The sequence below is a fragment of the Bradyrhizobium sp. USDA 336 genome (assembly GCF_044908355.1).
In the GTDB taxonomy this organism is placed as follows: Bacteria; Pseudomonadota; Alphaproteobacteria; order Rhizobiales; family Xanthobacteraceae; genus Bradyrhizobium; species Bradyrhizobium yuanmingense.
The window spans coordinates 692,136-719,135 of sequence record NZ_JBIYDC010000002.1; the positions used below are offsets into that span (position 1 = coordinate 692,136).

Annotated in this window: 26 protein-coding genes, 1 tRNA gene and 2 pseudogenes; 13 read left to right on the plus strand and 16 right to left on the minus strand. The window is 65.0% G+C overall.

The genetic code is table 11. The features are described from left to right. Positions 1–125 precede the first annotated feature (125 nt). Positions 126–1,436 (plus strand): hypothetical protein, encoded by a 1,311-nt coding sequence (locus ABIA45_RS04055; protein WP_404651108.1) that lies wholly within the window; start codon positions 126–128, stop codon positions 1,434–1,436. 10 nt (positions 1,437–1,446) lie between these two features. Here the strand turns inward: ABIA45_RS04055 and ABIA45_RS04060 are convergent. Beyond that, a tRNA-Leu gene (locus ABIA45_RS04060) sits at positions 1,447–1,535 on the minus strand. A gap of 172 nt (positions 1,536–1,707) precedes the next feature. On the opposite strand from ABIA45_RS04060, the gene ABIA45_RS04065 reads away from it, so the two are divergent. Further along, positions 1,708–2,118, plus strand: coding sequence for a twin-arginine translocation pathway signal (locus ABIA45_RS04065; RefSeq protein ID WP_404651109.1), 411 nt, complete (start codon positions 1,708–1,710; stop codon positions 2,116–2,118). A gap of 25 nt (positions 2,119–2,143) precedes the next feature. Here the strand turns inward: ABIA45_RS04065 and ABIA45_RS04070 are convergent, their stop codons facing one another. Beyond that, complete coding sequence (locus tag ABIA45_RS04070; RefSeq protein WP_404651110.1) at positions 2,144–3,346, minus strand: FAD-dependent monooxygenase; 1,203 nt, start codon at positions 3,344–3,346, stop codon at positions 2,144–2,146. A gap of 20 nt (positions 3,347–3,366) precedes the next feature. Further along, positions 3,367–3,612: a zinc-finger domain-containing protein gene (locus ABIA45_RS04075; protein WP_008562814.1), complete on the minus strand. Its 246-nt coding sequence runs from the start codon at positions 3,610–3,612 to the stop codon at positions 3,367–3,369. Positions 3,613–3,919: 307 nt separating this feature from the next. Here ABIA45_RS04075 and ABIA45_RS04080 point away from each other — a divergent pair, with 307 nt between their 5' ends. After that, positions 3,920–5,056: a hypothetical protein gene (locus ABIA45_RS04080; RefSeq protein WP_271544740.1), complete on the plus strand. Its 1,137-nt coding sequence runs from the start codon at positions 3,920–3,922 to the stop codon at positions 5,054–5,056. A gap of 117 nt (positions 5,057–5,173) precedes the next feature. Next, positions 5,174–5,929, plus strand: a complete 756-nt coding sequence (locus tag ABIA45_RS04085) for an alpha/beta fold hydrolase (RefSeq protein ID WP_404651111.1) — start codon at positions 5,174–5,176, stop codon at positions 5,927–5,929. Between the two features lie 66 nt (positions 5,930–5,995). On the opposite strand, the gene ABIA45_RS04090 is transcribed toward ABIA45_RS04085, so the two are convergent. Next, the gene (locus tag ABIA45_RS04090; protein WP_404651112.1) at positions 5,996–6,931 is read right to left on the minus strand and encodes a LysR family transcriptional regulator; all 936 of its coding nucleotides are present in this window, start codon (positions 6,929–6,931) and stop codon (positions 5,996–5,998) included. A 108-nt stretch (positions 6,932–7,039) separates the two neighbouring features. On the opposite strand from ABIA45_RS04090, the gene ABIA45_RS04095 reads away from it, so the two are divergent. Beyond that, on the plus strand, positions 7,040–7,453 hold the full coding sequence (locus ABIA45_RS04095) for a hypothetical protein (RefSeq protein WP_404651113.1): 414 nt from the start codon (positions 7,040–7,042) through the stop codon (positions 7,451–7,453). 59 nt (positions 7,454–7,512) lie between these two features. Continuing rightward, positions 7,513–7,641: pseudogene (locus tag ABIA45_RS04100) on the plus strand (alpha/beta hydrolase); the annotation flags it as partial. On the opposite strand, the gene ABIA45_RS04105 reads toward ABIA45_RS04100, so the two are convergent. Beyond that, entirely contained in the window at positions 7,639–8,613 is a 975-nt protein-coding gene (locus tag ABIA45_RS04105; protein WP_404651114.1) for an ABC transporter substrate-binding protein, read from the minus strand. The pseudogene ABIA45_RS04100 and the gene ABIA45_RS04105 sit on opposite strands and share 3 nt — an antisense overlap. Positions 8,614–8,885: 272 nt before the next feature. Next, the gene (locus tag ABIA45_RS04110) at positions 8,886–10,295 is read right to left on the minus strand and encodes a hypothetical protein (RefSeq protein ID WP_404651115.1); all 1,410 of its coding nucleotides are present in this window, start codon (positions 10,293–10,295) and stop codon (positions 8,886–8,888) included. 275 nt (positions 10,296–10,570) lie between these two features. Between ABIA45_RS04110 and cysE the strand changes: the two genes are divergently transcribed. Beyond that, complete coding sequence (gene cysE, locus ABIA45_RS04115) at positions 10,571–11,395, plus strand: serine O-acetyltransferase (protein WP_145640657.1); 825 nt, start codon at positions 10,571–10,573, stop codon at positions 11,393–11,395. Between the two features lie 131 nt (positions 11,396–11,526). After that, positions 11,527–11,745: a DUF3126 family protein gene (locus ABIA45_RS04120; RefSeq protein ID WP_007602550.1), complete on the plus strand. Its 219-nt coding sequence runs from the start codon at positions 11,527–11,529 to the stop codon at positions 11,743–11,745. Between the two features lie 305 nt (positions 11,746–12,050). On the opposite strand, the pseudogene ABIA45_RS04125 reads toward ABIA45_RS04120, so the two are convergent. Both ABIA45_RS04125 and ABIA45_RS04130 read right to left on the minus strand, forming a co-directional pair. Continuing rightward, positions 12,051–13,773: pseudogene (locus ABIA45_RS04125) on the minus strand (caspase domain-containing protein). A gap of 343 nt (positions 13,774–14,116) precedes the next feature. Then, the gene (locus ABIA45_RS04130; protein ID WP_404651116.1) at positions 14,117–14,824 is read right to left on the minus strand and encodes a hypothetical protein; all 708 of its coding nucleotides are present in this window, start codon (positions 14,822–14,824) and stop codon (positions 14,117–14,119) included. 222 nt (positions 14,825–15,046) lie between these two features. Between ABIA45_RS04130 and ABIA45_RS04135 the strand changes: the two genes are divergently transcribed. The 4 genes from ABIA45_RS04135 (at position 15,047) to ABIA45_RS04150 (ending at position 18,331) form a co-directional block, all read left to right on the plus strand. Then, positions 15,047–15,376, plus strand: coding sequence for a DUF6949 family protein (locus ABIA45_RS04135; RefSeq protein WP_157280648.1), 330 nt, complete (start codon positions 15,047–15,049; stop codon positions 15,374–15,376). Between the two features lie 84 nt (positions 15,377–15,460). After that, positions 15,461–15,991, plus strand: a complete 531-nt coding sequence (locus ABIA45_RS04140; RefSeq protein WP_404540125.1) for a gamma carbonic anhydrase family protein — start codon at positions 15,461–15,463, stop codon at positions 15,989–15,991. A 131-nt stretch (positions 15,992–16,122) separates the two neighbouring features. Further along, a complete protein-coding gene (locus ABIA45_RS04145; RefSeq protein WP_404651117.1) occupies positions 16,123–17,817 on the plus strand; it encodes a PAS-domain containing protein in 1,695 nt (564 codons plus the stop codon). A 145-nt stretch (positions 17,818–17,962) separates the two neighbouring features. Next, positions 17,963–18,331, plus strand: a complete 369-nt coding sequence (locus tag ABIA45_RS04150; protein ID WP_404655607.1) for a hypothetical protein — start codon at positions 17,963–17,965, stop codon at positions 18,329–18,331. Between the two features lie 180 nt (positions 18,332–18,511). Here the strand turns inward: ABIA45_RS04150 and ABIA45_RS04155 are convergent, their stop codons facing one another. From ABIA45_RS04155 to ABIA45_RS04180, 6 genes are all read right to left on the minus strand, one after another. Next, a complete protein-coding gene (locus ABIA45_RS04155) occupies positions 18,512–19,003 on the minus strand; it encodes a hypothetical protein (RefSeq protein ID WP_157280644.1) in 492 nt (163 codons plus the stop codon). Positions 19,004–19,183: 180 nt separating this feature from the next. Further along, positions 19,184–19,915 carry an aspartate/glutamate racemase family protein gene (locus ABIA45_RS04160; RefSeq protein ID WP_404651118.1) on the minus strand — a complete coding sequence of 244 codons (732 nt, stop codon included), beginning with the start codon at positions 19,913–19,915 and terminating at the stop codon, positions 19,184–19,186. Between the two features lie 21 nt (positions 19,916–19,936). Continuing rightward, on the minus strand, positions 19,937–20,815 hold the full coding sequence (locus ABIA45_RS04165) for an ABC transporter permease (RefSeq protein ID WP_404651119.1): 879 nt from the start codon (positions 20,813–20,815) through the stop codon (positions 19,937–19,939). A gap of 3 nt (positions 20,816–20,818) precedes the next feature. Continuing rightward, positions 20,819–21,772 (minus strand): ABC transporter permease, encoded by a 954-nt coding sequence (locus ABIA45_RS04170; protein ID WP_404651120.1) that lies wholly within the window; start codon positions 21,770–21,772, stop codon positions 20,819–20,821. A gap of 5 nt (positions 21,773–21,777) precedes the next feature. Next, entirely contained in the window at positions 21,778–23,067 is a 1,290-nt protein-coding gene (locus ABIA45_RS04175; protein WP_036044006.1) for a PotD/PotF family extracellular solute-binding protein, read from the minus strand. 43 nt (positions 23,068–23,110) lie between these two features. Next, entirely contained in the window at positions 23,111–24,097 is a 987-nt protein-coding gene (locus ABIA45_RS04180; RefSeq protein WP_404651121.1) for an ABC transporter ATP-binding protein, read from the minus strand. A gap of 257 nt (positions 24,098–24,354) precedes the next feature. Between ABIA45_RS04180 and ABIA45_RS04185 the strand changes: the two genes are divergently transcribed. Next, the gene (locus ABIA45_RS04185; protein WP_271544706.1) at positions 24,355–25,062 is read left to right on the plus strand and encodes a GntR family transcriptional regulator; all 708 of its coding nucleotides are present in this window, start codon (positions 24,355–24,357) and stop codon (positions 25,060–25,062) included. Positions 25,063–25,102: 40 nt separating this feature from the next. On the opposite strand, the gene ABIA45_RS04190 is transcribed toward ABIA45_RS04185, so the two are convergent. Both ABIA45_RS04190 and ABIA45_RS04195 read right to left on the minus strand, forming a co-directional pair. After that, positions 25,103–26,080 carry a tripartite tricarboxylate transporter substrate binding protein gene (locus ABIA45_RS04190; RefSeq protein ID WP_036029677.1) on the minus strand — a complete coding sequence of 326 codons (978 nt, stop codon included), beginning with the start codon at positions 26,078–26,080 and terminating at the stop codon, positions 25,103–25,105. Between the two features lie 104 nt (positions 26,081–26,184). Continuing rightward, positions 26,185–27,000, minus strand: a complete 816-nt coding sequence (locus ABIA45_RS04195) for a helix-turn-helix domain-containing protein (RefSeq protein ID WP_404651122.1) — start codon at positions 26,998–27,000, stop codon at positions 26,185–26,187.

Here is a 27,000-nt window from a genome sequence, read left to right on the forward strand (position 1 = left end):
AACCAGGGATTCACCATAAGATCGGGCGCAGCACGCCGGGGAGATGAATCGGCAACCCGTCCTGTCCATTGTGGCCGGACCGGCTGCCGCAACGGCGCCGCGAGAAGCCAAACAGGGTATCGCCCGTGTCCGACATATCAGGTGCAGCACGATGGTTGGCGCCTGCGGCCAAGGTTGCCAGGCGCAACGTCTGGCTTGCCGGCGTGGTCACGCTGACCGCGCTGCTGGTGCTCGGTAATCTCGCCAACGATGCCTCGCTCGACCTGCCGTATGGCTGGGACGTCCGGGTCAATTGCGCGGCCGTCGATGCGCATGCCGACGGGCTCGATCCCTACTTCGTCAAGAACCTGAGGGGCACCACCTATTCTTATCCCTATCTGCCGGTGACGCTGGACGTCTTCCGTCCGCTCTGCGCGGGCGGCGTTCTGCTCGATCATTACAGGAGCATCTTTCTCGTCCTCGCCGCGCTCTGCGCGCTGCTTCTGCCCGGCCTAGGCCGGACGCGTGCCAGCGCGCGCGATGCTGGCTTGAAGGTGCTCTGCGCGCTCGGCGCGTTCGTCGGTTTCGAATTCGTGGTGGCGTCGGGGAATTTTGCGCTGCTGAGCGGAGTGCTGACCGCGATCGCGCTGAAGCTCCTGCTTCGTCCGCTCGCGTCCGAACAGGATTCGAACTTTTCCTCGCGCTTCGCCGGCGCGGCGCTGCTCGGCCTCGTGACCTCGTTCAAGCTGGTGTTCGTCCCGGTGCTGGCGGCGCTCTATTTCCTGCCGCTGCCGCTTGGCCGCAAGCTGGCCTTGATCGCGGTGGCCGCGTTCGCCTTCGCGTTGCCGCTCGCGCTGTCGCGGTTACTCTATCCAGATCTGTTCGCGAGCTGGCTGCTCGCGATCGCAGGACAAATTCCCGGCCAGCATGCCGTCGGTCTCGTGGAGACCAATCCGTCGCTGTTGCTGCTGGCGCGTGACCTCATGGTCCAGGCCGGCTTCGGTGACGGCAAGCCGGCGATGTTGGCGGCCTATGCGTTCGCGGCACTTGCGCTCGTGCTCGTGCCGTTCGCGCTGTCGGTCCTGCGCGCGGCCGCGAGCGGACCGGTGCGGGAAGGAGCATCGCTGCTGACGCAGCTCGATCGCTGGCTGATGGATCACCCGCGCACGGCCATGCGCATCACGGTGCTTGCCATGTTCGCGCTCTATCTCAGCTCGCCGCGTCTGAAGGAATATGCCTTCTTCGAGCTCGCGCTTCTTGCCGCGATCCTCATCGTCGATCTTCCGCCCCTGGCGCTCGCCGCCAGTCTCGGCATCGGCCTCGCCTTCCCGGCACTGATCTCGCTACTGGGCGCGCCGATCGAGGGCACCTTCATCCTCCTCGTCACCGCGCTGATCTGCTTCTGGATCGTGCTGCTCGATTTCCGCGCAGAGCCAAAGCGACTCGAGCAAGGGTGATACAAGCTAGTGGTGCGGGCAGCCGGGGTCGAACCGGCACAGCGCTTGCGCACCGAGGGATTTTAAGTCCCTTGCGTCTACCAATTCCGCCATGCCCGCTTGATCCAACGAGATCAAACACTTAAGTCCGTTCCGGCGGTCTGGAATTGGCGCGTTCGCCGCCGGAGGGACGGTTCTTCCTTAAGCGAGCCGGGGGCACAAGGCAAAGCCTCAATCCGGACATCTGTTGCTGCTTTAGGCATTCTCAATCCACGGGGGCTATTCATCCGGCATGGCTGCTTCGTTTTCCTTTTGGCTGCGCGGCTTTGGCGCGTCCTTCGCGCTGCTTGCGGCTGGCCTCGCGCTGTCCGGCTGCGCCGGCGTGAGCGAGACGATCGCACCGGCCTTTGCCGATCCCGCCAAATACGAATTGTACGATTGCAAGCAGCTTGAGACCGAGCGCAAGGACCTCGCCAAGCGCACCGCCGATTTGCAGCGGCTGATGGAGAAGGCCGAGACCGGGGCGGGCGGCGCCGTCGTGTCCGAGCTCGCTTATCGCAACGACTATGTCGCCGTGCGCGGGCAGGCCCAATTGGCCGAGGACGCCTGGCGCCGCAACAGATGCCGGGAGACGCCGCCCGAGGCGCCGCCGCCTCCGGCATCGCCCGCGGCCAGCGCCAAATCCGGCAAAGCGGCCCGCTGAGGCATGCTGCCGGCGGCGCTCCGCATCAGGGCCGCCAGCCGTAGATCCAGTCCTGTCGCGCCAGCATGCGCTGCGGGCCCAGCGCGCGGATCGCAACATCGCGTGCGAGCGCGAGCGGCCCGCTGAGATGATAGATGCGGCCCTGCTGCCGCGCGGTCCGCTGCACCCGCCGCACCCGCGCCTGGCGGGCACGGCCGTATTGCGTCAGCGCGGCGGCAACCGCTTTGCTGCCCTCGGCGGCTTCCAGGCTCAAATGCCGGGCGAGCACGGCGGCATCCTCGATCGCCATGCCGGCCCCTTGCGCTGCGAACGGCAGCATCGCGTGCACGGCATCGCCGAGCAGCGCCACCGAACCCTTGCTCCAGGGGCAGCCGTCCGGCACGCCGAATAGCGCCCATTTGCGCCAGCTGTCGACCGCGGCGAGCAGCATCCGCGCCGCCGGCGGCCAGCGCGGGCCGGCAAAGGCGTCCATCACCTCGCTGACATCGCCGGGCGTGCTCCAGCCCGGCCGGTTCCAGGTGCCGGGCAGCACCGCGACCACGTTGATCTGGCGCCCGCCCGCAACGGGATAGGCGACCAGATGGGCGTTCGGTCCCATCCAGAGCTGCACCCGGCGCGCGGTATAGTCCTTCGGCAATTGCGTGGCATCGAGCGTGCCGCGCCAGGCGATCAGGCCGGAAAAGCGCGGCTGCACCTCGGGAAACAGATGCTGGCGCACCGTCGACCAGATGCCGTCGGCGCCGATCAGCGCGCTGGCGAGATCGCTGCGGCGGATCGTGCCGCTGCGATGGACCACGGTCAGGCCCTTGGCGTGAGGCGCGACGTCCTCGAAGGTCGCGCCCAGCTTCAGGTCGATGTCGGGATGGTCGGCGACGGCGCCGGCGAGGGCCGCTTGCAGGTCGGCACGGTGCACCACCCAATAGGGCGCTCCGGCGCGCAGCGAGGCGGCTTCGCCGAGCGGCATGCGCAGCAGCTCGCCGCCGGCGCGCGCGCTCATGATCGAGAGCGCTTCCGGGGTGACGGCGCGCAGCTTGAGGCGTTCGGTGAGGCCGAGCTCGACCAGCACGCGGCTGGCATTGGGCGAGAGCTGCAGGCCGGCGCCGACCTCCTCGAGGCGTTCGGCCTTCTCCAGCACGACGATGCGGAAGCCGCGGGCGGCGAGCGCGAGCGCGGCCGTCAGGCCACCAATGCCGGCACCGGCGATGACAATCGTTCGGGAGAGCGCCACCCCTTAACCGATGGACGCGGTCAGGCCACCTTGTCCTTCAGCACACATTCCGGCGGGCGGGCTTCGCCCGGCTTCAGGTCGGCCGCGAAGCGGTACAGCGTCGAGCAATAGGGGCAGATGATCTCGTTGTCGTTGCCGAGGTCGAGGAAGACGTGCGGATGGTCGAACGGAGGATTGGCGCCCACGCACATGAACTCTTGCGAACCAATCTCGATGACGGGAACACCGGCATCGTTATGGAAGTGCGGGACGACATGGTCGGACATCGAAGTTCATCCTGGAGTGGCAATGGCGGCAGATACAATCACGAACCGACGCGGCATCTTTGAGGCGCTGCGGACCATACTGGCGGGTACAGGTGATTGCTAGTCCAGCGGAACCGAAAAGCTTCGCAAGCGCCCCATGCTCATTTGCTCATGCAAATTCGACACAATCTTGCGGCCTGAGAGAAGCCCTTCTTTCGTCGGGGACGTTGTGTCGCAATTTTGGCATACTATCTCTGTGGTTGCGTGAAACCGGGACGAAAGACGTAGTGTTCCGCGCAAGCGATCTCAGGGCATCCGGGCTTTCCACATGAAGTGGCTGCGAATCAGTACGGCGTTGGCGGGAATGGCCGTGTGCGGCTTCGTGCTCGCGCAGGTGGCGCCGCATGCCCGCGAGGCCGGCGCGATCCTGGCCGCCCAGGATGATCCGGTCGCGCTCTCCGAGCTGAAGCTCGATGCACTGCTCCGGCACAACGACCGCCTGGTTCAGGACAACATCGAGGCCGCGCTCGCCTCCGGCGATGCCGATCTCGCCGACAGTTTCGTCACGCTGGCGCGCGAGCGCAACATCGCGCTTCCCGACGACCTCTTGAGCCGCGTCACTGATGCCGTGAAAGCGGAGAATTCCACCGCGCATTTCGCCAAGCGCTTCGCCACCGGTCTCGTCACCGGCAACGCGGACGATGTCGCCAGCCTGTCCGGTACCGTGGCCGGCGATCTCTTCGTGTTCGGCGACATCAGGGACGTGGTGCGCGAAGGCAAGCACCTCGCCATGGGCGAGGACACCGACCGCCTCGTGCTGTCCCTTGCGGCGGCCGGCCTTGCGGTGACGGCGGCAACCTATGTCTCCGTCGGCGGTGCCGCGCCGGTGCGCGCAGGACTGACTCTGGTGAAGGATGCGCGCAAGCTCGGACGGCTTGGCGAGGGGCTCGCCGCGTGGGCCGGTCGGTCCGCGCGCGAGGTCGTCGACGCGCCGATGCTGCGGAACGCGGTGGCATCGGGCTCGGTGCTGCGCCCTGGCCAGACCGTGAGCGCGATCAAGGCCGCGTTCCGGGCCGAGAAGGCCGGTGCGCTGGTCCGGCTCGGCAAGGACGTCACGCGCGTCGCCGGAAAGACCGGCACGCGCGGGGCCATGGATACGCTCCGCATCGCCGAGGGTCCCAAGGACGTCGCGCGCGCTGTGCGGCTTGCGGAAGCGCAAGGCGGCAAGACGCGCGCGATCATCAAGCTGCTCGGCCGCGGCGCGCTGCTGCTCGTCGGCGGCGCGTTCGATCTGGCGATGTGGTTGTTCGGCGCGGTCGTGACGCTGTTCGGCCTGCTCTCCTCCATCAAGGCGACGACCGAGCGCCTGACCCAGGCCTGGTGCGATCGCAGGCGGGCGCGGCGGCTTCGCCGCGCGCAGATGGCGGCCGACGCTGCTTTGGCTAACGCGGCCGCGACGGCCTGAGGCGCGATCCGCTTCAGGCTATTGTTTGAGCATGATGTTGCCGGAAAACCGCTGCACACTTTGCCGGATCGTGCTCTAAGATCGCGTCATTCCCCTCAACACCTCACGGAACTGCTGATGCCGAGCTTTCACAACGGCGCTGTTGAAATTGCCTATCTCGACGAAGGCGAGGGCGATCCGATCATCCTGGTGCACGGCTTTGCCTCCAGCAAGAACGTGAACTGGGTCTATCCGACCTGGGTGTCGGAACTGCGCAAGAACGGACGCCGCGTCATCGCGCTCGACAATCGCGGCCACGGCGAGAGCGCAAAGCTCTACGAGCCCGCGCAATATTCTATACCCGTGATGGCCGGCGATGTGCTCGCGCTGATGGATCATCTCGCCATCCCGCAGGCCGACATCATGGGCTATTCGATGGGCGGGCGGATGACGGCCTGGCTCGCCCTCAACGAGCCGCAGCGCCTGCGCTCGGCGATCCTTGGCGGCATCGGCATCGGCGGCCTGGTCGAGGGCACCGGTCCCGGCGAGAACGTCGCCAAAGCGCTGGAGGCGCCCGCGCTGGACGACGTCACCGATCCCGTCGGCCGCACGTTTCGCGCGTTCGCCGACCAGACCCGCTCCGACCGCCGCGCGCTCGCCGCGTGCCTGCGCGGCACGCGCGATCTCATGACGAGGCAGCAGGCCGCGCGCATCGAGGTGCCGGTGCTGATCGCTGTCGGCAGCGCCGACGACGTCGCAGGAAGCGCCAGCGCGCTCGGCGCCATCATCCCAGGCGCGGAAGTGCTCGACATTCCGAACCGCGACCACATGCGCGCGGTCGGCGACAAGGTTTACAAGACCGGCGTGCTCGACTTCCTTTCACGCCGCGGCTGAGTCGGCAAACCCCTAGGACCTTTAGCTCAGTTTCTCAGCGCCTCAATTTGGGTGACGACCGCTGCTTCACACCGCCTTGTCGCTGAACGCGGCGGGAAGCGTGTTGAGGAACGACATGACGCGCTGTGTGCGCAGGGGCGGGCGGCGGCCCGAGGTGCGCAGCATCCATAGGGGTTCCCCAGGCGCGCGCCAGGGCGCCAGAACCTCGACCAGCCGGCCGGCGAGAAGGTCGTCGCCAACGAGCCACGCCGGCCCCCAGCCGACACCGAACCCATTCGTCAACAAAGCCAGCGAAGCGTGCGCGTCGTCGCAAATGTGCTTGGGTTTGGGCGTGAAGCGAATGGGTCCTTTGCCGCGCGGGTCGGCGAAGCGCCAGGTCAGGATCTGACCGCTTGCGGGATTGCGGAAGCCGACGTGGTCGTGCGCGGAGAGCTCGAAGGGAGTGGCCGGCGCGCCGCGCGCCTTCAGATAGGCGGGCGAGGCGCAAGCGATCCAGGAGAACGTGCAAAGCCGCCGCGCCTGATGGCCGGGCGCGCGGTCGAGGGGCCCTGTGCGGATCGCGACATCGACGCCTTCCGCTGCGAGATCGAGAATCTCGTTGCGGAATTTGACCTCGATCTCGATTTCTGGCCGTTCCCGCAGGAACGCGGGCAGCCGTGGCAGGATGCAGGCGCGCGCGAACGAGGCGGGAGCGGTCACGCGCACTCGTCCGCCATCGTCGCGCGCGACTTCGCCGAGCGCGGATTGGACACGGGCGAGACTTTCGACCAACGCGCGTCCCGCCGTCATCAGCCTGTCGCCCTCTTCGGTCAGCGCCAGCGAATGGGTGGAGCGATGCAAAAGCCGCAATCCGTGAGCCTGTTCGAAGCGGGCGACCGCCTTGGACATCGCCGAGGTGGTCGTCCCCGCCCGCCGCGCGGCTTCAGCGAAGGAGCCGGCCTCGACGACGCGGACGAAGGCGAGGAGACGCGAGAGATCGGGAGGCAAAGTCGTTGTGGACATGAAGTCCACATAATCATGGCTGTGCAGTCACTACAAGCGCCGGCCCTGAACCGTTAGCTAGGGATAGGCAGCGCGCATTCTGCAAGCGCTAAAAACGCGGGAAGTCTGATGAACCCAATCGAAATCACTCTCCAAGCCCTCGACGCCGCCGAGCGGGCGATTCCACCCGGCCAGCCGGTCTATATGCTCAATCTGCTGCGCTACCGCGCGCAGGCGCGTTACGAGGACGGCTTCGACGCCGCGCCATGCACGGGCCGCGAAGCCTTTCACGAACGCTACAGGCCGGCGTTCCGGCGTCTTGCGGCCGGTAAGCCGCTCGCGCGGATGTTCTCCGGCCCGATCCTGACGAGCCTCGTCGGCTCGCCAGGCGAGCGCTGGGACGAAGCCGCGCTCAATGAGTACGGCGATTTCGCCACCTTTCGCGCGATCGTCGACACGGAGACCTACCGGCGCGAAGCCGCGCCACATCGGCACGCGGCACTCGAGGAATTCCGGCTGTTCGCGCTCGCCAAGGAGATGTGAAAAAATGTGGGGTGAATCACGGTGACAGCAATGTCACCGCAATTCCCTGATCGAGGTCCAGCGGTCCCGGCGAGAACGTCGCCGAGGCGCTGGAAGAACCGTCCCTCGACGACATCACCAATGCCGTCGGCCGCACCTTCCGCGCGTTCGCCGACCAGACCCGCTCGGACCGCATGCAGGCAGCATCATTCGATCACCTCATCGGCGGTCGCGAGTAGCGCAGTCGGGATACTCAGGCCGAGTGCGTTGGCGGTCTTTAGATTGATCACTAAGCGGAAGCGTTCGGCCTGCTCGATCGGGAGTTCGGCGGCTTTCGCGCCCCGCAGGAGCTTTGCAACATAAGCGGCGGCCCGACGATGGAGCTCGATGAGATCCGCGCCATAAGCGAGAAGGCCTCCTTCGACCGCTTCTTCACGAAAATAGTACACCGCGGGAATTCGGTATTGTGCGGCGAGCTCGATGATCTCCCGCCGGTTGGTGCGCGCGATGGGGTCCGCAAGCACGAGGAGGCCCTGGACATGCTTCGACGCCATGGTGTGGAATCCCCGACCTATATCTTCCACCGAGCGTTTCACCACCGGAAGAATCTCGAAGTGTCGTTCCGCGGCGGTCTTCTGAAAGCCGGCCATCAACTCGGCATGATACCGGTTGTCTGGGTCGAGCAGGACCGCAAAACGCGATGCTCGCGGCAGCAATTCCGCCAGGAGACCGAGATTCTTGCTGCTTCCACCGACGGCGGTCAGTCCGGTGACGTTTCCGCCGGGCCGCGCGAAACTTGCCGCCAACCCGACACCGACCGCGTCGGCGGTGGCAGTCACAATGGGGATCGTGCTGGTAAGCGCTTGGACGGCAAGGGCCTCGGGCGTAGAGGGCGCTACGATCACTTCAACATCCAGAGTGACCAAGTCGGCGGCAAACTTTGCCAGTTGCTTCGGATCGTTATTCCAGAACCGGTGCTCGATGATGATGTTCTGGCCCTGGGCATACCCATGCTCGCGTAGCCCATGCTCAAAGGCATCGATTCGTTCATGATGAACCGACGCCAGAAGGCCGATACGAGGCATCTTCTTCCTGGGCTGATCTGTGGGCTGCGCGCCCACCGCCAGCGGCCAGGCTGCAGCCGAGCCCGCAACAGCCTTGATGAAATCACGGCGGCGCATCTCGCTGGCACCTTATGACATAACACGTCGTTCAAGTTAGCACGCAGGTAATGCCGTGTGGACCCTCGCGCGTCATCTTTTGGCCAGACCCGGTCAGCGATTAGCACGAGCGCATCAAGGCTCCTGGCGCGGAGGCCTGCGATCAATCCCGTCTCCGCTATGATAGGTTCGCATCTGAGGAGAAAGAGCTCGCCACATCGACGCACCTGAATTCTGCTCGGAAGGTCGGGAGCAGCCTGTCGCGGATTGATGTGGAAAATGCCGTCAGTCCCTCACGGCTGGTGATCTCTGCAATCGCGCCATCTTCCAGACTTGCGCGCCTTGCTGTCCTCGCCCAGCCGCCGCGCTACCGCCATCAGCACCACGAACGTCGCGACCCACACCATGCGCGCGCCGTAGCGGTCGTGGGGCCCTGAGATCACGCCGCAGATGAAGGCGTTGCCGAGCAGGGCCAGCGTCACGGTCGCCGCCAGCAGCGTCAGATCGTCCAGCCGGCGCCTCGCCAGCGCATGGCCGAGCAGCACGAGCAGCGCCAGCATCGAGGCCAGCGCGACCGGGACATGCAGCCAGTTCACGACATCGAAATTGACGCCCCAGTTCTGCTGCCGCGCCGCGCGCATCGGCGCGGCCTGTGCGGGGATGTAGCGCTCGATGATGCCGCGGGTGTGCGGGATCCAGCCGTTGGTGCCTTCGCCGGTCGCCACGTGCAGCAATTGCTGTCCCATCGCGCGGAGCGCCGCGCCGGCCTGCCAAGCCGGATAATCCTTCAGCGACTGCACGACGATGGTGCCCATCTCCTCATTCATGCCTGCGAAACGGCCGAGCGTGTTGAACACGCTCTTGCCCCACAGGAATTCGTCGGCGCTCGCCGGCAGCTCGTTGCGGTAGGGACAGAGCTTGTAACGTTCGCGCGGGCAACGGTCGTTGAGATATTGCGCGACGATGCCGTCCTGCATCATGCGGCCGAAGGCGACGCCGTAGCCGCCGGGCGTCCAGGCCAGCTTGCCGGACAACGCATAATTCGCCGACACCAGCATCAAGCCGCCCGCGACGATGGTGAGGCTCGCCTGCAGTAGTCCGGCCAGCGGCAGGCGCGCGCCCAGAAACGGCCGCGACATCCAGCCCGCGGCGCACAGTCCGAGCAGCACGCCGAGCGTGGCGCTGTGGGTCGCTGCGGCAAAGGCGGTGAAGACGAACAAAGATGCCTTCTCGAGCGTCGAGGTGCGGTTTGCGCCGACCACCAGGAGGAACAGCGACAGCACCGCGAGCCCGGCAAAGATGTCGGTGAGCAGCATGCTCGCAAGCCAGGGCAGCGCGGTCGACAGCATCAGGGAGAGGCTGATCGCGACGAAGCGGAAGGTCTGCATCAATCCCAGCACGCGAAGCGTGAGCTGCAGCAGCCATAGCGTTGCCAGCGACTGGGCGGCGAGGTTGATCCAGAAACCGAAACCCTCGCCATAGTGCAAATAGAGGCCGAACACCGTGGAGCGGCTGGGGACGAGATAACCCTCGTACCAGCGCGCGAGATAGCCGCCGGTATCCCATTGCAACAGCGGATAGCCGTTCCAGACCGCCGGCGCGATCATCAGGAGGGGCAAGAGAAGGGGCAGGGCCACCGCCGCCAGCCGCAGCCAAAATGAGCCCGCGGCGCGCGCGCGCAGTTGATCGGTGGTGATGGTCAAATCGGCACTGCCCCCAGTTCGGATCATGCCCGCAATAACGGTTGGGGGCGAATTCACCAATAGTTTGACGCGGCCCGCCTTGAATTTGGCGGAACTCTGACCACTTTGAGCCGACCTTGCCGCTTGGGGTGTTAGAGGAACCTGTTGTCTTTCAAGGCCTTGGCATGCCCTGTGGGGCAAGGTGCTGTTCACTCTCAGGCAAGCCCGTCAGGACTTTGTCGCCTAGACTGTGCTATAGAACCAACAAAACCAGCCAATTCGAAAGAGCAGATCCCATGGCAGTGCATCAGGTCAATCCGGGAGGAAAGCTCGCATCGCTCGATCCGATCTGGGACCGGATCCGCAGCGAAGCGGAGGACATCGTCCGCCGCGAGCCGGAGCTTGCGACCTTCATCTATTCGGCGGTGCTGCATCACGGCCGGCTGGAGGATTCGGTGGTCCACCGCGTCGCCGACCGGCTCGATCATTCCGCGCTGTCGGGCGATCTGGTGCGTCAGGCCTATATCGAGGCGCTGCGCGACGACCCCGATCTCGGCAACGCCTTCCGCGCCGACCTCGTCGCTGTCTACGACCGCGATCCCGCGACCTCGCGCTTCATCGATCCCTTGCTCTACTTCAAGGGCTTTCATGCCATCCAGACCCATCGCCTCGCGCACTGGCTCTATTTGAAGGGCCGCAAGGATTTCGCCTATTACCTTCAGAGCCGGTCGTCGGCGGTGTTCCAGACCGACATCAACCCCGCCGCGCGCATCGGCCGCGGCATCTTCCTCGACCACGCCACCGGCTTCGTCTGCGGTGAGACGGCTGTGATCGAGGACGACGTCTCGATCCTGCACGGCGTCACGCTCGGCGGCACCGGCAAGGAGAACGAGGATCGTCACCCCAAGATCCGCCACGGCGTGCTGATCGGCGCCGGTGCAAAGATCCTCGGCAATATCGAGATCGGCCATTGCGCGCGCATCGCCGCAGGCTCCGTCGTGGTCAAGCCGGTGCCGCATAACGTCACGGTCGCGGGCGTGCCGGCCAAGATCGTCGGCGAGGCCGGCTGCGCCGAGCCGTCGCGCACCATGGACCAGATGATCAACGCAATGGGGCTCTGAGCGGGCCCTTGATGCTGCGAAGGGCCGGATTTTCCGGCCCTTTTCCTCCCCAAATTCTTTGACAATTCATGCTGGCGGTTGGCCGCATCTCGTCCTAAAACCCGCCGACCATTTTCGATCGGAGACTTGCCGTGGACGTCAAAGAAGTCAGAAAGTTAGATGCATATCTGAAGCGCGTATTCGGCAATCCCAAGATCCGCGTCGTGCCGCGGCCGAAGAAGGACGATTCCGCCGAGGTCTATATCGGCGAGGAGTTCATCGGCGTGCTCTTCGTCGACGACGAGGACGACGATCGCTCGTTCCAGTTCCAGATGGCGATCCTCGAGGACGACCTGGTCGATCAGGAATAATTTATCCTCTTCCTTGCGAGCGCAGCGACATTTTTCGATGTGTGCGGCGCTCTTTCGTGTCCCGGACGCACCCCAGGCCATCAGCGTTGCGGTGCAGAGCCGGAACCCAGAAGCCCCGAGACGCATCTCTGCACCATGGGCCGGGCTCCGCGCACCTCACGATGCTTCGTATCGCCAGGGAGACGCTGCGCTGCGTCCCATGCACGCAGCGAAGAATGAGGTGCACTTTCTCCACGCCGGTCATTGCGAGCACAGCGCAGCTGCGCCAGCATTGCTGGACCAACATCCTGATGAGCTTTACGTGCTCAATTGCAGACCTCGAGGTTGCTGGAGCCCTTTTGCTCAAGGCGACAGCCGGGACGAACCGGACGACAGATTCCACCGGTTCCGGAACAGACTATTTGACCAGAGGACTGCGGCTTCGCGGGTGCAGCTTCGGTTTGCTTGCGCTCCGTGTCGCGCTTTTTGGCATCTTCACGGGTTGCGACCGGCTTCTTGTCTTGCACCTTCTCGCATTCATTGTCGTCGTTGACGCGATAGCCGGCGCGACACGCGATCTTGACGCAAGTATCGCCGTCCGCCTTGAAGCCGCGATTGCACACCAGCGGGCAGACCCGGCCCGGCTTGGACTTGATCATGTCGAGGGGCCTCGAAGCTCGCGAGCTTGGGGTCGAGCTTCGTTCCCGCATATTGGTTGAACAGCGTCAGTGAGCGCTGTGATGACGCATTCCAGTCGCCGTCGGCGGCGACGGCCAGACAACCGACGCGACGAAGCTCCGACTGAACCAGCTTGGCGGTTTCCAGCGGCGAGAGCGAGGGCGCCGATTGAGCAGGGGCCAGGGCCGCGACCTTCTGCTCAGCGTCACGCTGAGCCTTCTCTTTGGCGGCTAGCTCAGCCGCTGCCTTTTCGCTGGCGATCTTTTCGGCCAGCGCTTTTTCGGCGGCCTGCTTGTCGGCCAGCGCTTTTGCCTCTGCATCCTTCCTGCGCTGCTCGGCGGCGGCCGCCTTGGCCTCTTCGATCCGTTTGGCCTTCTCCGCGGCGATTCGAGCATCTTCGGCAGCCTTGGCCGCTGCTGCGGCTTTCTCCTGCTCGGCCCTCTTGGCCCGTTCGGCGGCAAGCTTTGCCTTCTCCTCCTCGGCCGCCCGCGCCTTCTCGGCCGCTGCAGCGCGGGCGTCTTCGGCAGAAATCCGGTTGAGTTGAGCCTTGGCGAGATCGGTATAGAAGCCGCTGGGATAACGATTGAGGAACGCGGTCCAAACGTCGCGCGTGCCGAGCTGGAGCGCCAGTTCGTAGTCGCGCCGGATTTCGCTGTCAGGATTGGCTTGCGGGCCCGGCGCTGCGACCGGCTTGGCCGGAACCAGGGCCACGTCGTCGCCGCCGAGCGAGCCGTAGACAAAAGGCTCCTGCTTGTTGCCGGTGCTCTTGAGCACATCGTCGCGAACGAACCGAAAGGCCTTGCCAAGGTCAAGCCCGGGCGTCGGCAGACGTTCGACGAGAGCCGCCGCGAACGGGCTGTTCTTGGAGTCGCCGTCGGACGCCGTCGAGCCCGCTTTCGCCGCGAACGCGATCATCGTATTCGGGCTGGTTGGCTCGACCTTGGCGAGGCCGCGGCCGATGGCACGCGAGGCGATGGTACGCTTCATCGTCTTGGCAAACGGGTTGTCGCGACATGCATCGAGGATGATCAGGCGCAGCTGCTTTGCAGGCTCGACGGCGAACAGCGCGCGGTCCAGCGCGATCGTTTCGTCCAGCACGTCGCTGTCGGTCTCCAGCGTCGCGTCGGTCGGGATCAGATAGTTGACGCCGTCCAGTTCAATGCCATGACCGGCGTAATAAACCACCGCGACGCCGGCATCCCGTGCCTTGCCGCCAAAGTCACGCAGCGCCCGGCGCATCTCCGAACCGTTGAGGTCGAGCTTGATGTCGACGGTATCGAACCCGGCCTTCCTGAACATGCCGCCGACCAGGGTGGCATCGTTCGCGGGGTTCGCCAGCCGCGCCACGTTCTTGTAGGCCGAGTTGCCCATCACCAGCGCGACGCGCTTCTCAGCCAGCGCCGGTCCGGCTCCGACCCAGCTCGCAACAATCAACAAAACAAACAGCCGAAGCCGCTTTCCAGCCCCCGAATGCAATAGCGTCAGATTATTCGCAGCATGGCCAATCGCAATCTGTGCTCAGTGATATCAGTCACACATCCATGCGCCATCCGGGCAACCCCGTGCCACGCATCGCGGCCATCATGCCCTGTTTTGGCCTGATGGGTCAATCATTATTCGAAAAAAACGAAAAGACTCGATGCTGCCAACGCTTGGCTACTGTGCATGGGGTTGTTTTCGACGTTTTGTTTTTGGAGACGCCAGCTGCCCCCGCTCAGCCCCGCGGCCCGCGCAGCTGCGCCGTCAGCCTGTCCATCGCCTCGGCCACGTCGCGCCATTGCGACAGCCAGCTCCGTGGAAAGCGGAAGGTGAGGTCGGCGCCGCCGACGCGGCGCTCGGCGAGGCACATGCCGGGGGTGGCGGCATCGCGCGTGCAGCGCGCGGTGAGCGCGGGGCTCGCAGCCGAATAGAGGTCCTCGCTGCCGTAGGGCGTATCGCTTCGGAACATCCGCATCGTCAGGCCGTCCGCTGGGCTTGCCGCGGCCTGGTCGAGATAGCGCGGATAAATCATGGCCGTGCGCTGCTCGGGCGAGAGCGCATCGTGATGGGCCGCGATCGACAGGAAGATGCGGTCGATCGCCTGCAGCGCCGCTTCCGCCGTGTCGGAGGTGACGTGCTTGGGCGCGCCGGGCGGCTCCAGCGACGGATAGAGGAAGTCGAGATCGATGCGCTCCTGCGGCCCCGAGTGCCGCTGGATCTTCATCCGGATCGCGGTCACCGGCAGGTTGAACAACGTGCCGCCGACGCTCACCGGCAGCTTGTCCGGCGCGTTCGCGCCCCGGCTGCCCCAGGTCGGCCACAGCAGATAGGCGACAAGCGCGACAGCTGCGATCGCCGCCGCGCCGCCGAGCACGATCGGGACGACATGCGCCCGAGTGCGCGGGCGGGGGGACCTGAGGGGAGCTGCCGAGAACAATGTCATGAATTGCGCGAGGTCGACCGGAGGTCGGCCGATGGCCGACGAATCAGCGGCGAATATGCCATGCGACGGCGCTCTCGCGCAGCGTTCCCGGCTGCTTGGATCGGGGACGCCCCTGCACCGGACGCCCGGCCGCGTTAACCTTTCCTTAAGGATAATGTAGCGTTAACGGGCTCTGTTTGTCACAGGAAGGCACGCGCGTTGCGTAAGGGCGGAGCACTTCCGATGACACCTGAAGCTCTCAACACCTTCTTCTCGATCGGCATCGGTTTCGCGCTCGCGGGCGCGCTCGTGAACGGATACCAGGCGCTGGCGCAGCGGCCCGCCGGCTTCGGCCTGCTGCAGGACGGCGTGGCCCCGAAAACCTTCGCGGCGGTTCCCTTCCTGGTGTTCGCCGCGCCCTTCATCATCATGCGCAACACGCTGCGCGGCGTGCGGGTGGAAAGCCGCCGCGTCGAATTCGTGATGATGGCAACCGTCATCGCCGGGTTCTGGAGCATGATGAGCGGCACCTTCTTCCTGATGACGCTGCGCGCCGCCGGCCTTCTGGTCTGATCCGAAGCGCCTCGAGCGCGGCTGGCCCTTTGCGTCGCGGCTGCCGTTTGGCTATGCCACTCGTCAACGCGACAGGAGTTCCCCATGGCCATCTACGAGCTCGACGGGCAGGCGCCCGACCTTCCCGCCGACGGCAATTATTTCATCGCCGAGACCGCGACCGTGATCGGCCGGGTGCGCCTGAAGCCGGGCGCGAGCGTCTGGTTCGGCGCGGTGCTGCGCGGCGACAATGAGTGGATCGAGGTCGGCGAGGGCGCCAATGTGCAGGACGGCTCGACCTGCCACACCGATCTCGGCTTTCCGCTTGTCATCGGCAAGAACTGCACGGTCGGCCACAACGTCATCCTGCACGGCTGCACCATCGAGGAGGGCGCGCTGATCGGCATGGGCTCGATCGTGATGAACGGGGCAAAGATCGGCCGCAACAGCATCGTCGGCGCCGGCTCCGTCATCACCGAGGGCAAGGAGTTCCCCGAACGCTCGCTGATCATCGGCTCGCCCGCCCGCGTGATCCGCACGCTCGACGACGCCCAGGTGCAGAAGATGGGGAGCGCGGCCCGGTTCTACGTAGCCAACGGTCCGCGCTTCAAGCAGGGCCTGAAGCGGATCGACTGACCGGCCCGCCCGGCCGCGCTTCGCCCCAGCCGGGCCAAGGCTCGACCGTAAAAATACAGGTTGGCGCTTTAATCCTCTGCTAGCGCGATCACGCTTATCATCCAGCGTTTTCAACCAGGAGGAGCGGCGCCATGGGAGCTGCTGCGCTGCAATCCGGTCTCGGTGCCGGAACCAAATTCTTGAAGAAATTGGTCCGTTTCATACGCGGCGCCGACACGCTGACCGTTGCGGAGAAGGTCTATAGCATTGCCGCCTTCCTCGCGATCGTCACCACCTTCCTGCTCGTGATGTCGGTCCAGTCGGTGCGCCTGCAGACGACGTATCGCCACCTGCATGCCACCTCCGCCGACGCGGCGGTCGGCGTCGGGCGCATCAACGCCCTGATCTACGCCGTCGTGATGGAATCGCGCGGCATCTACATGTCCGCCGATCGTGCCGCGATGAAGCAGTTCGCGGACGGGCTGGTGCGGCGCAACCGCGAGCTCGCCGAGGCCGTGAAGAGCATGGAGCGCACGGTGCGCGACGACGACGCCGAGCTGTTCTCCTCCTTCCGCCAACGCATCCAGCAATTCATCGACTTCCGCAAGGAGCTGGTGCGCCGCGGCGTCGAGATCAGCCCCGCCGCGGCCCGCGAGTGGGGCGACAACGACGCCAACCGCACCCTGCGCAGCAAGCTCAACAGCGATCTCGAAGCGCTCGAGCGCATCTACGAACAGCGCGCCCGCGAGGCGGACGAGCTCGCCGACAGCCACCGTTACGCAGCCGCCTATCTGTTCGCGCTGGGGCTCGTGGCGCTGATGCTCGCGGCGTTGAACGTCGTCGTCATGCGGAACTCGGTGGTCGGCGCGCTCGCCGATATCACGCAGGCGACCGACCGGATCGCGCAGGGCGACGTCAAGAGCGAGGTGCCGCATCTGCGCCGTCACGACGAGATCGGGCGCCTTGCGCGCGCGGTACAGAATTTCCGTGACGCGGTGGCGCGCATCTTCGAGCTCGAGGAGCTCGAGCTCGGCACCGCGCAGGCGCGCGACGCGGCGATGACCGAGCGCGACAAGTTCAACGACAAGTACCAGGCCAAGAAGTGGCAGCTTTCGGCGGCGATCAACAACATGCCGCAGGGGCTGATCATGCTCGACGGCAAGGCCAATGTGGTCGCGATGAATGCCAATTACCGGAAGATGTACGATCTGCCGGAGACGATCCAGACCGGCTCGACCTTGGAGGAGATCCTCGAGCACAGGGTCAAGAGCGGATTGTTCAGCGGCGACGTCGCGAAATATGTCGCGGCGGTGCTCGACCGGATCGCCAGGCGCGAACCGACGGCCTACGAGCTTGCCTTGAACGACGGCCGCGTCATCAAGATCTACGAGCGCCCGATGGACGGCGGCGGCTGGGTGTCGGTGCAGGAGGACATCACCGAACAGCGTCAGCGCGAGCGCATGCACGAGCGCATGGAGCGCCTGCTCGCCATCGTCGTCGAGAACGTGACCGAAGGCATCATCGCCAAGGATGCGCCCAACCTGCGCTATCTGTTCATCAACAAGGCTGCCGAGAAGCAGATCGGCATGTCGCGCGCCGAAATCGTCGGCAAGACAGCGCGCGAACTGTTTTCCAAGGAAACTGCCGATCTGATCGAGCGGCGCGACAAGCAGCTGCTCGCCCAGCAGCAGCAACTCGAGCCCATCACCGATACGATCAACAACCCGATCCGCGGCCGGCGCAAGGTGTCGTGGCGGCGCCTTCAAATCGGCGGCGACGGAGAGGATTCGCATATCTTCGTGACCATGGTCGAGGATCTCGGGGCGGAGATGGGCGCTGCCGCGTAGTGGACGGGCAAGGTAGGACAATGAAGAGCATCTGCCGCCGATGCTCGCGCGGAAGTGAGACAGCGTGGCTGTCACGAATGACCGACTGACGGTAGCTTGGTCCTGCTTTGAAGCGTGGAGCGACCTCCACGCGGAGGATCGAGTGATGTTACGCAGGATGATGATGGCGGCGCTGGCCGTGGCGGCGGTCGGGCTGTTGGCGCCACAAAAGGCCGAGGCGGGCGGCGGTTTCGGACGTGGTGGAGGCTTTCACGGCGGCGGCTTCCATGGTGGCGGCTTCCATGGCTGGGGGCACCGTCATTGGCATGGCGGCGGCTTCTGGCCAGGGGTCGGGATCGGGGTAGGTCTCGCCGGCGCCGGCTACTACGGCGGTTATTACGGCTACCCCTACTACGGCGGCCCCACCTATTATGGCGCCGGCTACAACGACGGTTATGGCGGCTGCTACGTCGCGCGCAAGCGCGTCATGACCCCGTCGGGATGGCGCTACCGCCAGGTCGACGTCTGCGAGTGAGGCGGAATAGCTGTTAAAAAACAAGGTCGTTGACGCAGTATACCGTCAACGACCTTGCCAGCCCCGGATATTGAAATCGGCTCACGCCATCCGGTAACGGCGAGCATCGCGCGGAATCATACCGGCGAATGTGATCCAGTTCACAAGTGGCGAAAATAAAGTTCCCGCACCGTGACCGGCTCAGCCGCCCGAGCGCTTGCGTGCGCTGGCGTGGCGGTGCCGCGCCGGTTTCCTGCGGGTAACCGATGGAGTCTCGACCTCCGTCGCCCGTGCACTGGCAAAGGACTGCCGCAAGCCGTCGATGGATTCGTTCAAGGCCGTGACCTGCTCCGACAGGCGCTTGGTGTCGGCCTGTTGCGCCGCCAGCAGCCGCTTCATCGTCTGAAGCTGGTCCTGCACCACCTGGAGCTGGTCGATCGATTCCTGCTGGGTCGCCTCCAGCCCCTTGGTCTTCTCGACCAGCTGCTCGGAGGCCTGGGCGGCGCGGGCCTGAAGCTGCCGCGAGGCCACCACCCGGTCGCTCTCGGGGGCGGCGCCGGTATAGGCCCGCCAGATTGCGATCGACGTCACGCCGGCGATCAGCAGCAGGAGGGCTGCAGCAGTCAGCGCGATCGGCTGGGCGCCAAGGCGAAGGAGGGTGTTGGACGGCCTGTCCTGGGCGAGATCGATCATCGCTGACAAAACCCAAATTGAAACTTGGTGAGTGGCGAAGACCGGCAACCCAGAGGGGTCACCGGGGCGTCCCGAAAGCCTTACGTTTCGGCAAGGAATGGGACCAAAAAGAGGCTGAGCGGCAAAAAACCAGTGATCAGCGGCCCTTGCAGCCCCGGAGCGCAGCGCGGGGGGCAGGGATCAAGGCTGAAATTGCGAGAACGGCCCGGAATAGCTCTTTGCGCGCGGTGCCGCATAAGGCCCGAGCCGGGAGGTCTTCAGTCCAAGCCGCACCAGTGATTCCGCCAGCGTCACCGCGGCCGCGACGCCGTCGACCACGGGCAGGCCGTGCGCGGCGGCGAGCTCGCCTGCGAGATCGGCCATGCCGGCGCAGCCGAGCACGATGGCCTCGGCGCGATCGTCACGGATGGCGGCGGTGATCTCCGCCGAGATCTTGCCGAGCGCATCATTGTTGCGCTCTTCCAGCGCCAGCACTGGGACCTCGGCGGCACGGACGCGGACGCAGCGTTCGGCCAGGCCGTACTTGCGCAGATTGTGCTCGATCGGAACGATGGAGACGCCGAGCGTGGTCACCACGGCAAAACGAGCGGCGATCAGGCTCGCGAGGTGGAAGCCGGCCTCGCCGATGCCGATCACAGGCGCTTTGGCGGCGGCGCGCGCGGCATCCAAGCCGGTGTCGTCGAAGCAGGCGATGATGTGCGCGTCCGCGCCGTCGCGATCGGCCTCGCGGATGCAGCCGAGCATGCCGGGCACCGCGAAAGCTTCGTCGTAAAATCCCTCGATCGAGACCGGGCCCATCGCCGGCTGACGCGCATCGATCACGGTACCCGCGACGGCGACGCTGCGCGCGGCAGCGGCGATCTTCGCCGTCATCGACGCTGTTGTGTTGGGATTGACGACGTGAAGCCGCATCGGAACAGACGAGTCCTTATCTCAGACGAGTCCCTTGCCGGCGTCCGAGCCCTTGGCCGCCTGCCGCTTGTTGAGCACGTGAATGGTGCCGAGCGCAAGCGTGATGACCGTGAACGAGACCGCCGAGATCACGGTGCCGAGCGCGTAGATGTCGGGGTTGGTCACGGTGGTGGTGAGGCCTTGAAGATCCAGCGGCAACGTGTTCACGGCGCCGATCGCCTGGCTGGAGCGTGCGAGCTCGTCCCAGGACAGCGTGAAGCCGAACAAGCCGATGCCGATCACCGAGGGCAGGATGATCGGCAGCACGACATGGCGGAACGTCTGCCACGGTGTCGCGCCGAGATCGCGCGCGGCCTCTTCCAGCCGCGGATCGAAGCGGTTGAAGATCGCGAACATGATGAGCAGCCCGAACGGCAGCGTCCAGGTCAGGTGCGCGCCGAGCCCGGACGTGAGCAGGCCCATCGAGGTCTCGAAATTCTCGTTCCAATGCGCCTTGATTAGGTCGTCGATGATTCGGAACTCGAGCGAGATGCCGAGCGAGGTGATGATCGAGGGCACGATGAGGCTGGCGATCGCCGAGTAGAACAGGATGCTCTGCGCCTTGAACTTGCGCCGGAACGCCATGCCGGCGGCGACCGACAGCACGACGGTGACGATCATCACGACGATGCCAAGCAGCAGCGAGCGGCGGAAGGCGGCACCGAGATCGACGATGCCGGTGCCCTGGAACAGTTTCGCGATCCAGAAGGTCGACACGCCGTTCATCGGGAAGGTGAGGCCGCCCAGCGGCCCCTGGAACGACAGCACGTAGATCGCGATCATCGGCCCGTAGAGAAACAGCACATAGGCCGCGAAGAAGATCGCGAGCACGTAGAACGAGCGCGGGCGTCCTTCCTTCATGCTCTAGAGCTCCTTCTTGATGTCGACGATGCGCGACATCATGGTGATGATCAGGAAGGTGATTGCGAGCAGGATCACGGCATTGGCCGCGGCGGCGGGGAATTGCAGCGCGTTGACCCGCGTCTCGATGATCTTGCCGGCGGCGGCGATCTGCTGGCCGCCCATCACGCCGATGGTGATGAAGTCGCCCATCACGATGGTGATGACGAAGATCGAGCCGATCACGATGCCGGGCTTGGCCAGCGGAATGATGACGTTGACGACGGTCTGGAAGCCGCTGGCGCCGGCATCATAGGCGGCCTCGATCAGCGACTTGTCGATGCGCACCATCGAGTTGAAGATCGGCACCACCATGAAGAAGGTGAAGAGGTGCACCAGCGCCAGCACGACGGAGAATTCGGAGAACAGCAGCCATTCGATCGGATGGTTGATCAGTCCCGTCTTCATCAGGCCGGTGTTCACCAGGCCGTTGCGCCCGAGCAGCGGGATCCAGGCGATCATGCGGATCACGTTGGAGGTCCAGAACGGGATCGTGCAGAGCAGCGACAAGCCCATCTGCCAGGTCTTGGACTTGACGTGGAAGGCGAGGAAGTAGGCGACCCAGAAGCCGATGAAGAGGGTGATGGCCCAGACCAGGAAGCAGAGCTTCAGCGTCTTCAGATAGGTCTTGGCGATGGTGCAGAGCTCAGGGAGCTGCGCGATGCAGCCCTCGAACGTGTCGGTGTAGCCGCGGCCGGAGAAAGCCGGCAGCAGCTGGTATTCGTTGTAGTCCCAGAACGAGACGATGACGACGAAGACGAGCGGAATGAGGAAGAACGCGAGAAACACCAGCATCATCGGCCCGGCCTGGAGCCAGGAGATGAAGGACGGCGACAGGCGCGTCGGCTTTGCGGCGCGCGCTGTGCCCGACCCCGGGATCAAACCCGGGGCTGCCTGTTGCAGGACTTCTTCCGACATGTCCGTTACGCCGCGATGAACTCGTTCCACTTGCGGACCATGTAGTCGTTCTCGTCCATCACGGCGTTCCAGCACGCGACCCCGCCCATGCGATCCTCGTAGGAGCCGCCGTCACGCACCGCGCCGGCCTTTTCAAGCAGCGAGCCGTCGGGCGCCTTGATGTCCTTCTCGGCCGGCTTGCCTTCCATCCAGTAGGCCCATTCGTAGGGCTCCATGTGCGCCTTCGCGGTGGAGAGCACGGCGGAGTAATAGCCCTGGCGGTTGAGATAGGCGCCGGCAAAGCCCGACAGGAACCAGTTCACGAATTCATAGGCCCATTCGAGCTTGGCACCCGAGACGCCCTTGGACACGCAGAAGCCGGAAGCCCAGGAACGGTAGCCTTCCTTCAGCGGCTGGAAGGTGCAGGGGATGCCCATCGAGCGTACCTTGGTGACCGCCGGCGACCACATCGACTGAATCACGGTCTCGCCCGAGGCCATCAGGTTGACGCTCTCGTTGAAGTCTTTCCAGAAGGCGCGGAACTGGCCGGCCTTCTTGGCCTCGGTCATCACCTTCATGGTGAGATCGATCTCTTCCTTGGTCATGTTGCCCTTGTCGGCATATTTGTACTTGCCGGAGGCTTCCACGACCATCGCGGCATCCATGATGCCGATCGAGGGGATGTTGAGGATCGAAGCCTTGCCCTTGAACTCGGGGTTGAGCAGCTCGGCCCAGGTGCTGATCGGGCGCTTGATCAGGTCGGGGCGGATGCCGAGCGTGTCGGCGTTGTAGACGGTCGGGATCAGCGTGACGAATTCGGTCGCCGACGTCGCGAACTTCTTGGAGTCCTTGCCTTCCAGATAGAGCACCTTCCAGGGCGCGGTGCCCTGGCCGCCGATCTTCTTGCCGCCGGGCGTCTCGCCCTTGGTGAAGACAGGCGTGATGTTGCCGAACTCCTTGATCTTCTTGGCGTCAAGCGCAAGGATGTTGCCCGACGGCACCAGCTTCTTCAGCGAGAAATATTCGGTATCCAGCACGTCGAAGGAATTCGGCTGGGTCATCACGCGCTTGGTGACATCGTCGGTGGTCGCGGTGATGTATTCGATCTTGATGCCGGTGTCCTTCAGGCACTGCTTGGCGATGTCGTCGCCCTCGTTCACGGCCGTGCCGAGATAGCGCAGCACCTTCGCATCGGCCGACTTCACGTAAGGAAAGCCGGTGATCGCGCCGGAGCCGGCGGCGAGGCCGGCGAGACCCGCGGTGCCCTTCAATAGCGTGCGGCGGCTGACGCCGGTCTTCCTGGTCGTCTCGGTCATTTCGCTCACTCCTCTGTGTTGCGCATTTCCGTGGTGAAGGGTGCTATTGCAGGCGTTGCGCCTTGGCGGGATCCCAGGTCGCCAGCACGCGATCGCCCGGACGGAACGGATGCACGTCGAAGGTGGACTCGGGAACGTGGGAGAACAGGGCGGTGCCGTCGTCGAGCGTGAGCGAGACGGCGATGTAGGATCCCTGATACTCGGTCTGGGTCAGCAGCGCCGGCGCGCCGAAGGCGCCGTCGACGAACGGCACGATGCCGAGCTGATCGGCGCGAACGGCGATGAGATTGCCGGCGTCGCTGAGCACGTTGTGGCCGCCGATGAATCGGGCCACGAATTCGGTGCGGGGACGATGGAAGATGTCGCGCGCCGTGCCCTGCTGCTCGATCCTGCCGTGGTTCATCACCACGATGTGGTCGGCGAGGGCCATCGCCTCTTCCTGGCCGTGGGTGACCTGGATGAAGCTGATGCCGAGCTCGCGCTGCAGCCGCTTCAGCTCGCCGCGCATCTTGACGCGCAGGAACGGATCGAGCGCCGAGAGCGGCTCGTCGAGCAGGAGGATCTGCGGCTCGGTGATCAGCGCGCGCGCGAGCGCGACGCGCTGCTGCTGGCCGCCGGAGAGCTGCGCCGGAAGACGGCCTGCATATTGGCTCATCGCGACCAGCTCGAGCAATTCGCCGGCGCGCTTGTGCCGCGTCGCTTTGTCGATGCCGCGCATTTTCAGGGCGAAGGCGACGTTGTCGAGCACGGAGAGGTGCGGAAACAGCGCGTAGGACTGAAACATCATCGCGGTGCCGCGCTTGGCGGGCTCGAGGTCGGTGACGTTCTGCGCGCCGAGGATGATGTCGCCTTCGCTGACCGCCTCGTGACCTGCGATCATGCGCAGCGTCGAGGTCTTGCCGCAGCCGGAGGGGCCGAGCAGGCAGCAATAGGTGCCGGCCGGGATCTTCAGGTTGACGTTGTCGACGGCCAGCGTGGCGTCGTAGCGCTTGGTGACGGCGACCAGTTCGAGAGCGGCGGGAATGGCCATGGCGTGTCCGAGGAGGGGCGTTGCGTCCCGCCTCTCTCCGCAAGGTCCGTGCCAACAGCCCGCGACGGTGCGAATTTCAAAAACTGTGCAGCGGAGTCAGTTCGTTAGATCGATTCCGGCCCAATTTGTCCGGCCGTCACCTGTGCAGCCAACTGCACACAAAACGGGCGAAGATTGTATAAAGTTTCGCCTGTGATTGGATACAGCTCGTCGACTAACATTGCAGGCCGAACGTTCGTCGATCGAGCCTCACAATCATGGCCGCCAAGACCCGCCAGAAACCCGATGCGCCAGACGCGAGCGATCGCGTCAGCCGTATCCGGGAGGGTGTGACCGCCGCGATCCTCGAGCATCGCCTGCTGCCCGGCACCAAGCTCGGGGAGGACGAGATCGGCGACATCTACGGCGCGAGCCGAACGCTGGTGCGCTCAGCGCTGCAGCAGCTTGCGTATGAGGGCATCGTCAACATCGAGAAGAATCGCGGCGCTTTCGTTGCGCGCCCGACGCCGGCTGATGCCCGCGAGGTGTTCGAGGCGCGGCGCCTGATCGAGCCCAACATCGTGGACCGCGCCATTGACGCGGTCTCGCCGGCCTGGCTCGATCGCCTGCAGCACCATCTCACGGAAGAACGCGAGGCCGAGTTGCGCGGCGATGCCCGCGCCTCGGTGCGGCTCTCCGGCGAGTTTCATCGTCTCGTCGCCGAGATGAGCGGCCACAGCATCTATCTCGGCTTCCTGAAGGAGCTGATCGCGCGCTCCTCGCTCATCATCCTGCTCTACCGCCGTCACGACACGCCCGCCTGCGGCACCGATCATCACGCCGGGATCGCCGCCGCGATCCGCAAGCGCGACAAGGCGCGCGCAGGCGCCTTGATGCTGTCGCACCTGAACGAGATCGAGGCGGAGCTGTTCCTGAAGGATCCCGCCGCCGACGAACTGCGGCTGGCGGACGTGCTGGGGGCGTGAGAAGGGCGTCGCCAGCGCACGGGATCGGCGGGTCCGGACGCTATTGTGGCTCCAATCCGAGATTCTTGATCGACTCCAGCCAGACCGGCCCTTCTTTTTCGTAGAGGGCGACCGAGGATGCGCGGTCCATTGCCGGCGCATCGACCCCGAAGGCCTCCAGCAGCTTCTGGACACGCTCGGTCTTGCCGCCTTCGACCATCAGCTTGGCCAGCAGCTCGATCCGATCGGTCGGCGTCGCAGCGGGCGCCACCAGGGTCGTGAAGCTGGTCAGCTGGAAGACCTTGCCGGTGACCCCCTGCTCGGTGAACGTCTTGGTGTCCGGCAGCTTCTTCATGCGAACCAGTGACGGAACAGCGATCGCGCGGCCGACGCCGGTATCAAGGACCGGAAGCGCGGCTTGGTAGCTGCCGGTCGCGGCCTGGATGACGCCGGCCGCCAGGTCCTGCCACATCGGCGCTTCGCCGCGGTAATGCACGATGGAGATGTCGAGGCCATATTGGCGGTTGAGTTCGGCGATCGCGATGTGCGCGAACGAACCGATCCCATACGAGCCGGCCGTGACCTTGTTGCGGCGCGCATAGGCGACGAAATCTTCGATGGACTTTGCACCGGTAGCGGAATGGACGACCAGCGGCAGATGACCCGATGGCGTCATCGCGACGATCGTAAAATCCTTGTCCGGATCGTAGGCGAGCGACTTCAGCAGCAGCCGGTTTCCGAGCAGCGTGGACGAGATCGTGTACATCAGCGTATGGCCGTCCGCCGGCGAATCCTTGACCGATTGGGCTGCCAGCGCGCCGCTCGCTCCCGTCTTGTTTTCGACGACGACCGGCTGTCCGAGCTTCTGAGAGATGTAATCGCCATAGGCGCGGGCGAACGCATCGGTGATGCCGCCGGCGGGAGTCGAGACGACGATCTTGATTGCTTTGGTCGGCCAGGCTTCGGCCGCTGCCCCGTCAGCCGTGGCCAGCACCAAGCCTGCAATTGCAGCGCCCAGCATTGCGACGAATGTCCTCACTTGCCCCTCCCGTTTTGTTGCGTCTTTGGGCGCCCTTGGGACGCCGGGCAGAGATGTCACACGAGCAGAGTCAAATAGAAACAACATTTCATTGTGTGAAATGGCTACCTCTTGGCGGCCGCGGACGGGCCTGCCGCAGCAAGCCTGGCGCTGAGCGTCTCGGCCAGTGCGGAGGCGACTTTCTTCATCTGAGGCACGAAGCGCCGGAGACCTTCCTCGGTGCTGACGGCCTCGCGCAGCATCATCACGTTCATGCTTGCGAAGAGGCGGTTCGGAACAGCGACGGGAACGCCGATCGCCCAGACGGCGCCGCCGAAGATGCGGCGGCTGTAGCTCTCGCCCATCACTGCGAATCCGGCTTTCCGGATCGCGCGCAGCACCTTCGTGAGTTTGGCGGGATTGCGGGCGAGGTCGTTCCAGGGCTCCGGGCTGAGGGCAAGGCGCGCCGCGATGCGCTCCTGCTCGGCCGGCTCGCTAAACGCCAAATAGGCGCGCCCCATCGAGGTGCCCAGCACTGGAAAACGAAAACCCGGGGGACGGTGGAACAGCAGCGAGCCGCCGATCCGGGTGGTGTGCGCGATCACCATGGATTCCTGGTCGAGCACGGCCACGTCCGAGGGCCACTGAATCTGCTGGCGAAACTTGTTGAGCATCGGTTCGGCGATACCGCCGATCCAATTGGGTTCGTCGTAGCCTGCGCTGAGCAGGAGCGCCCGTCCGGTTGGTGCATAGCTGGGCGGCTCGGCGCGCAGCACCACATATCCTTCATGCTCCAGCGTTTCGAGCATGCGGACGATCGTTGCCTTGTTGAGGCCCGTCGCCTTGTGCAGCGACCCTACGGTCGATTGCCGTTCCTGGTTGATGACGCGCAGGACCTCGAGGCCTCTCGACAACGCGATAACGGGACGGAACGAGGGCAT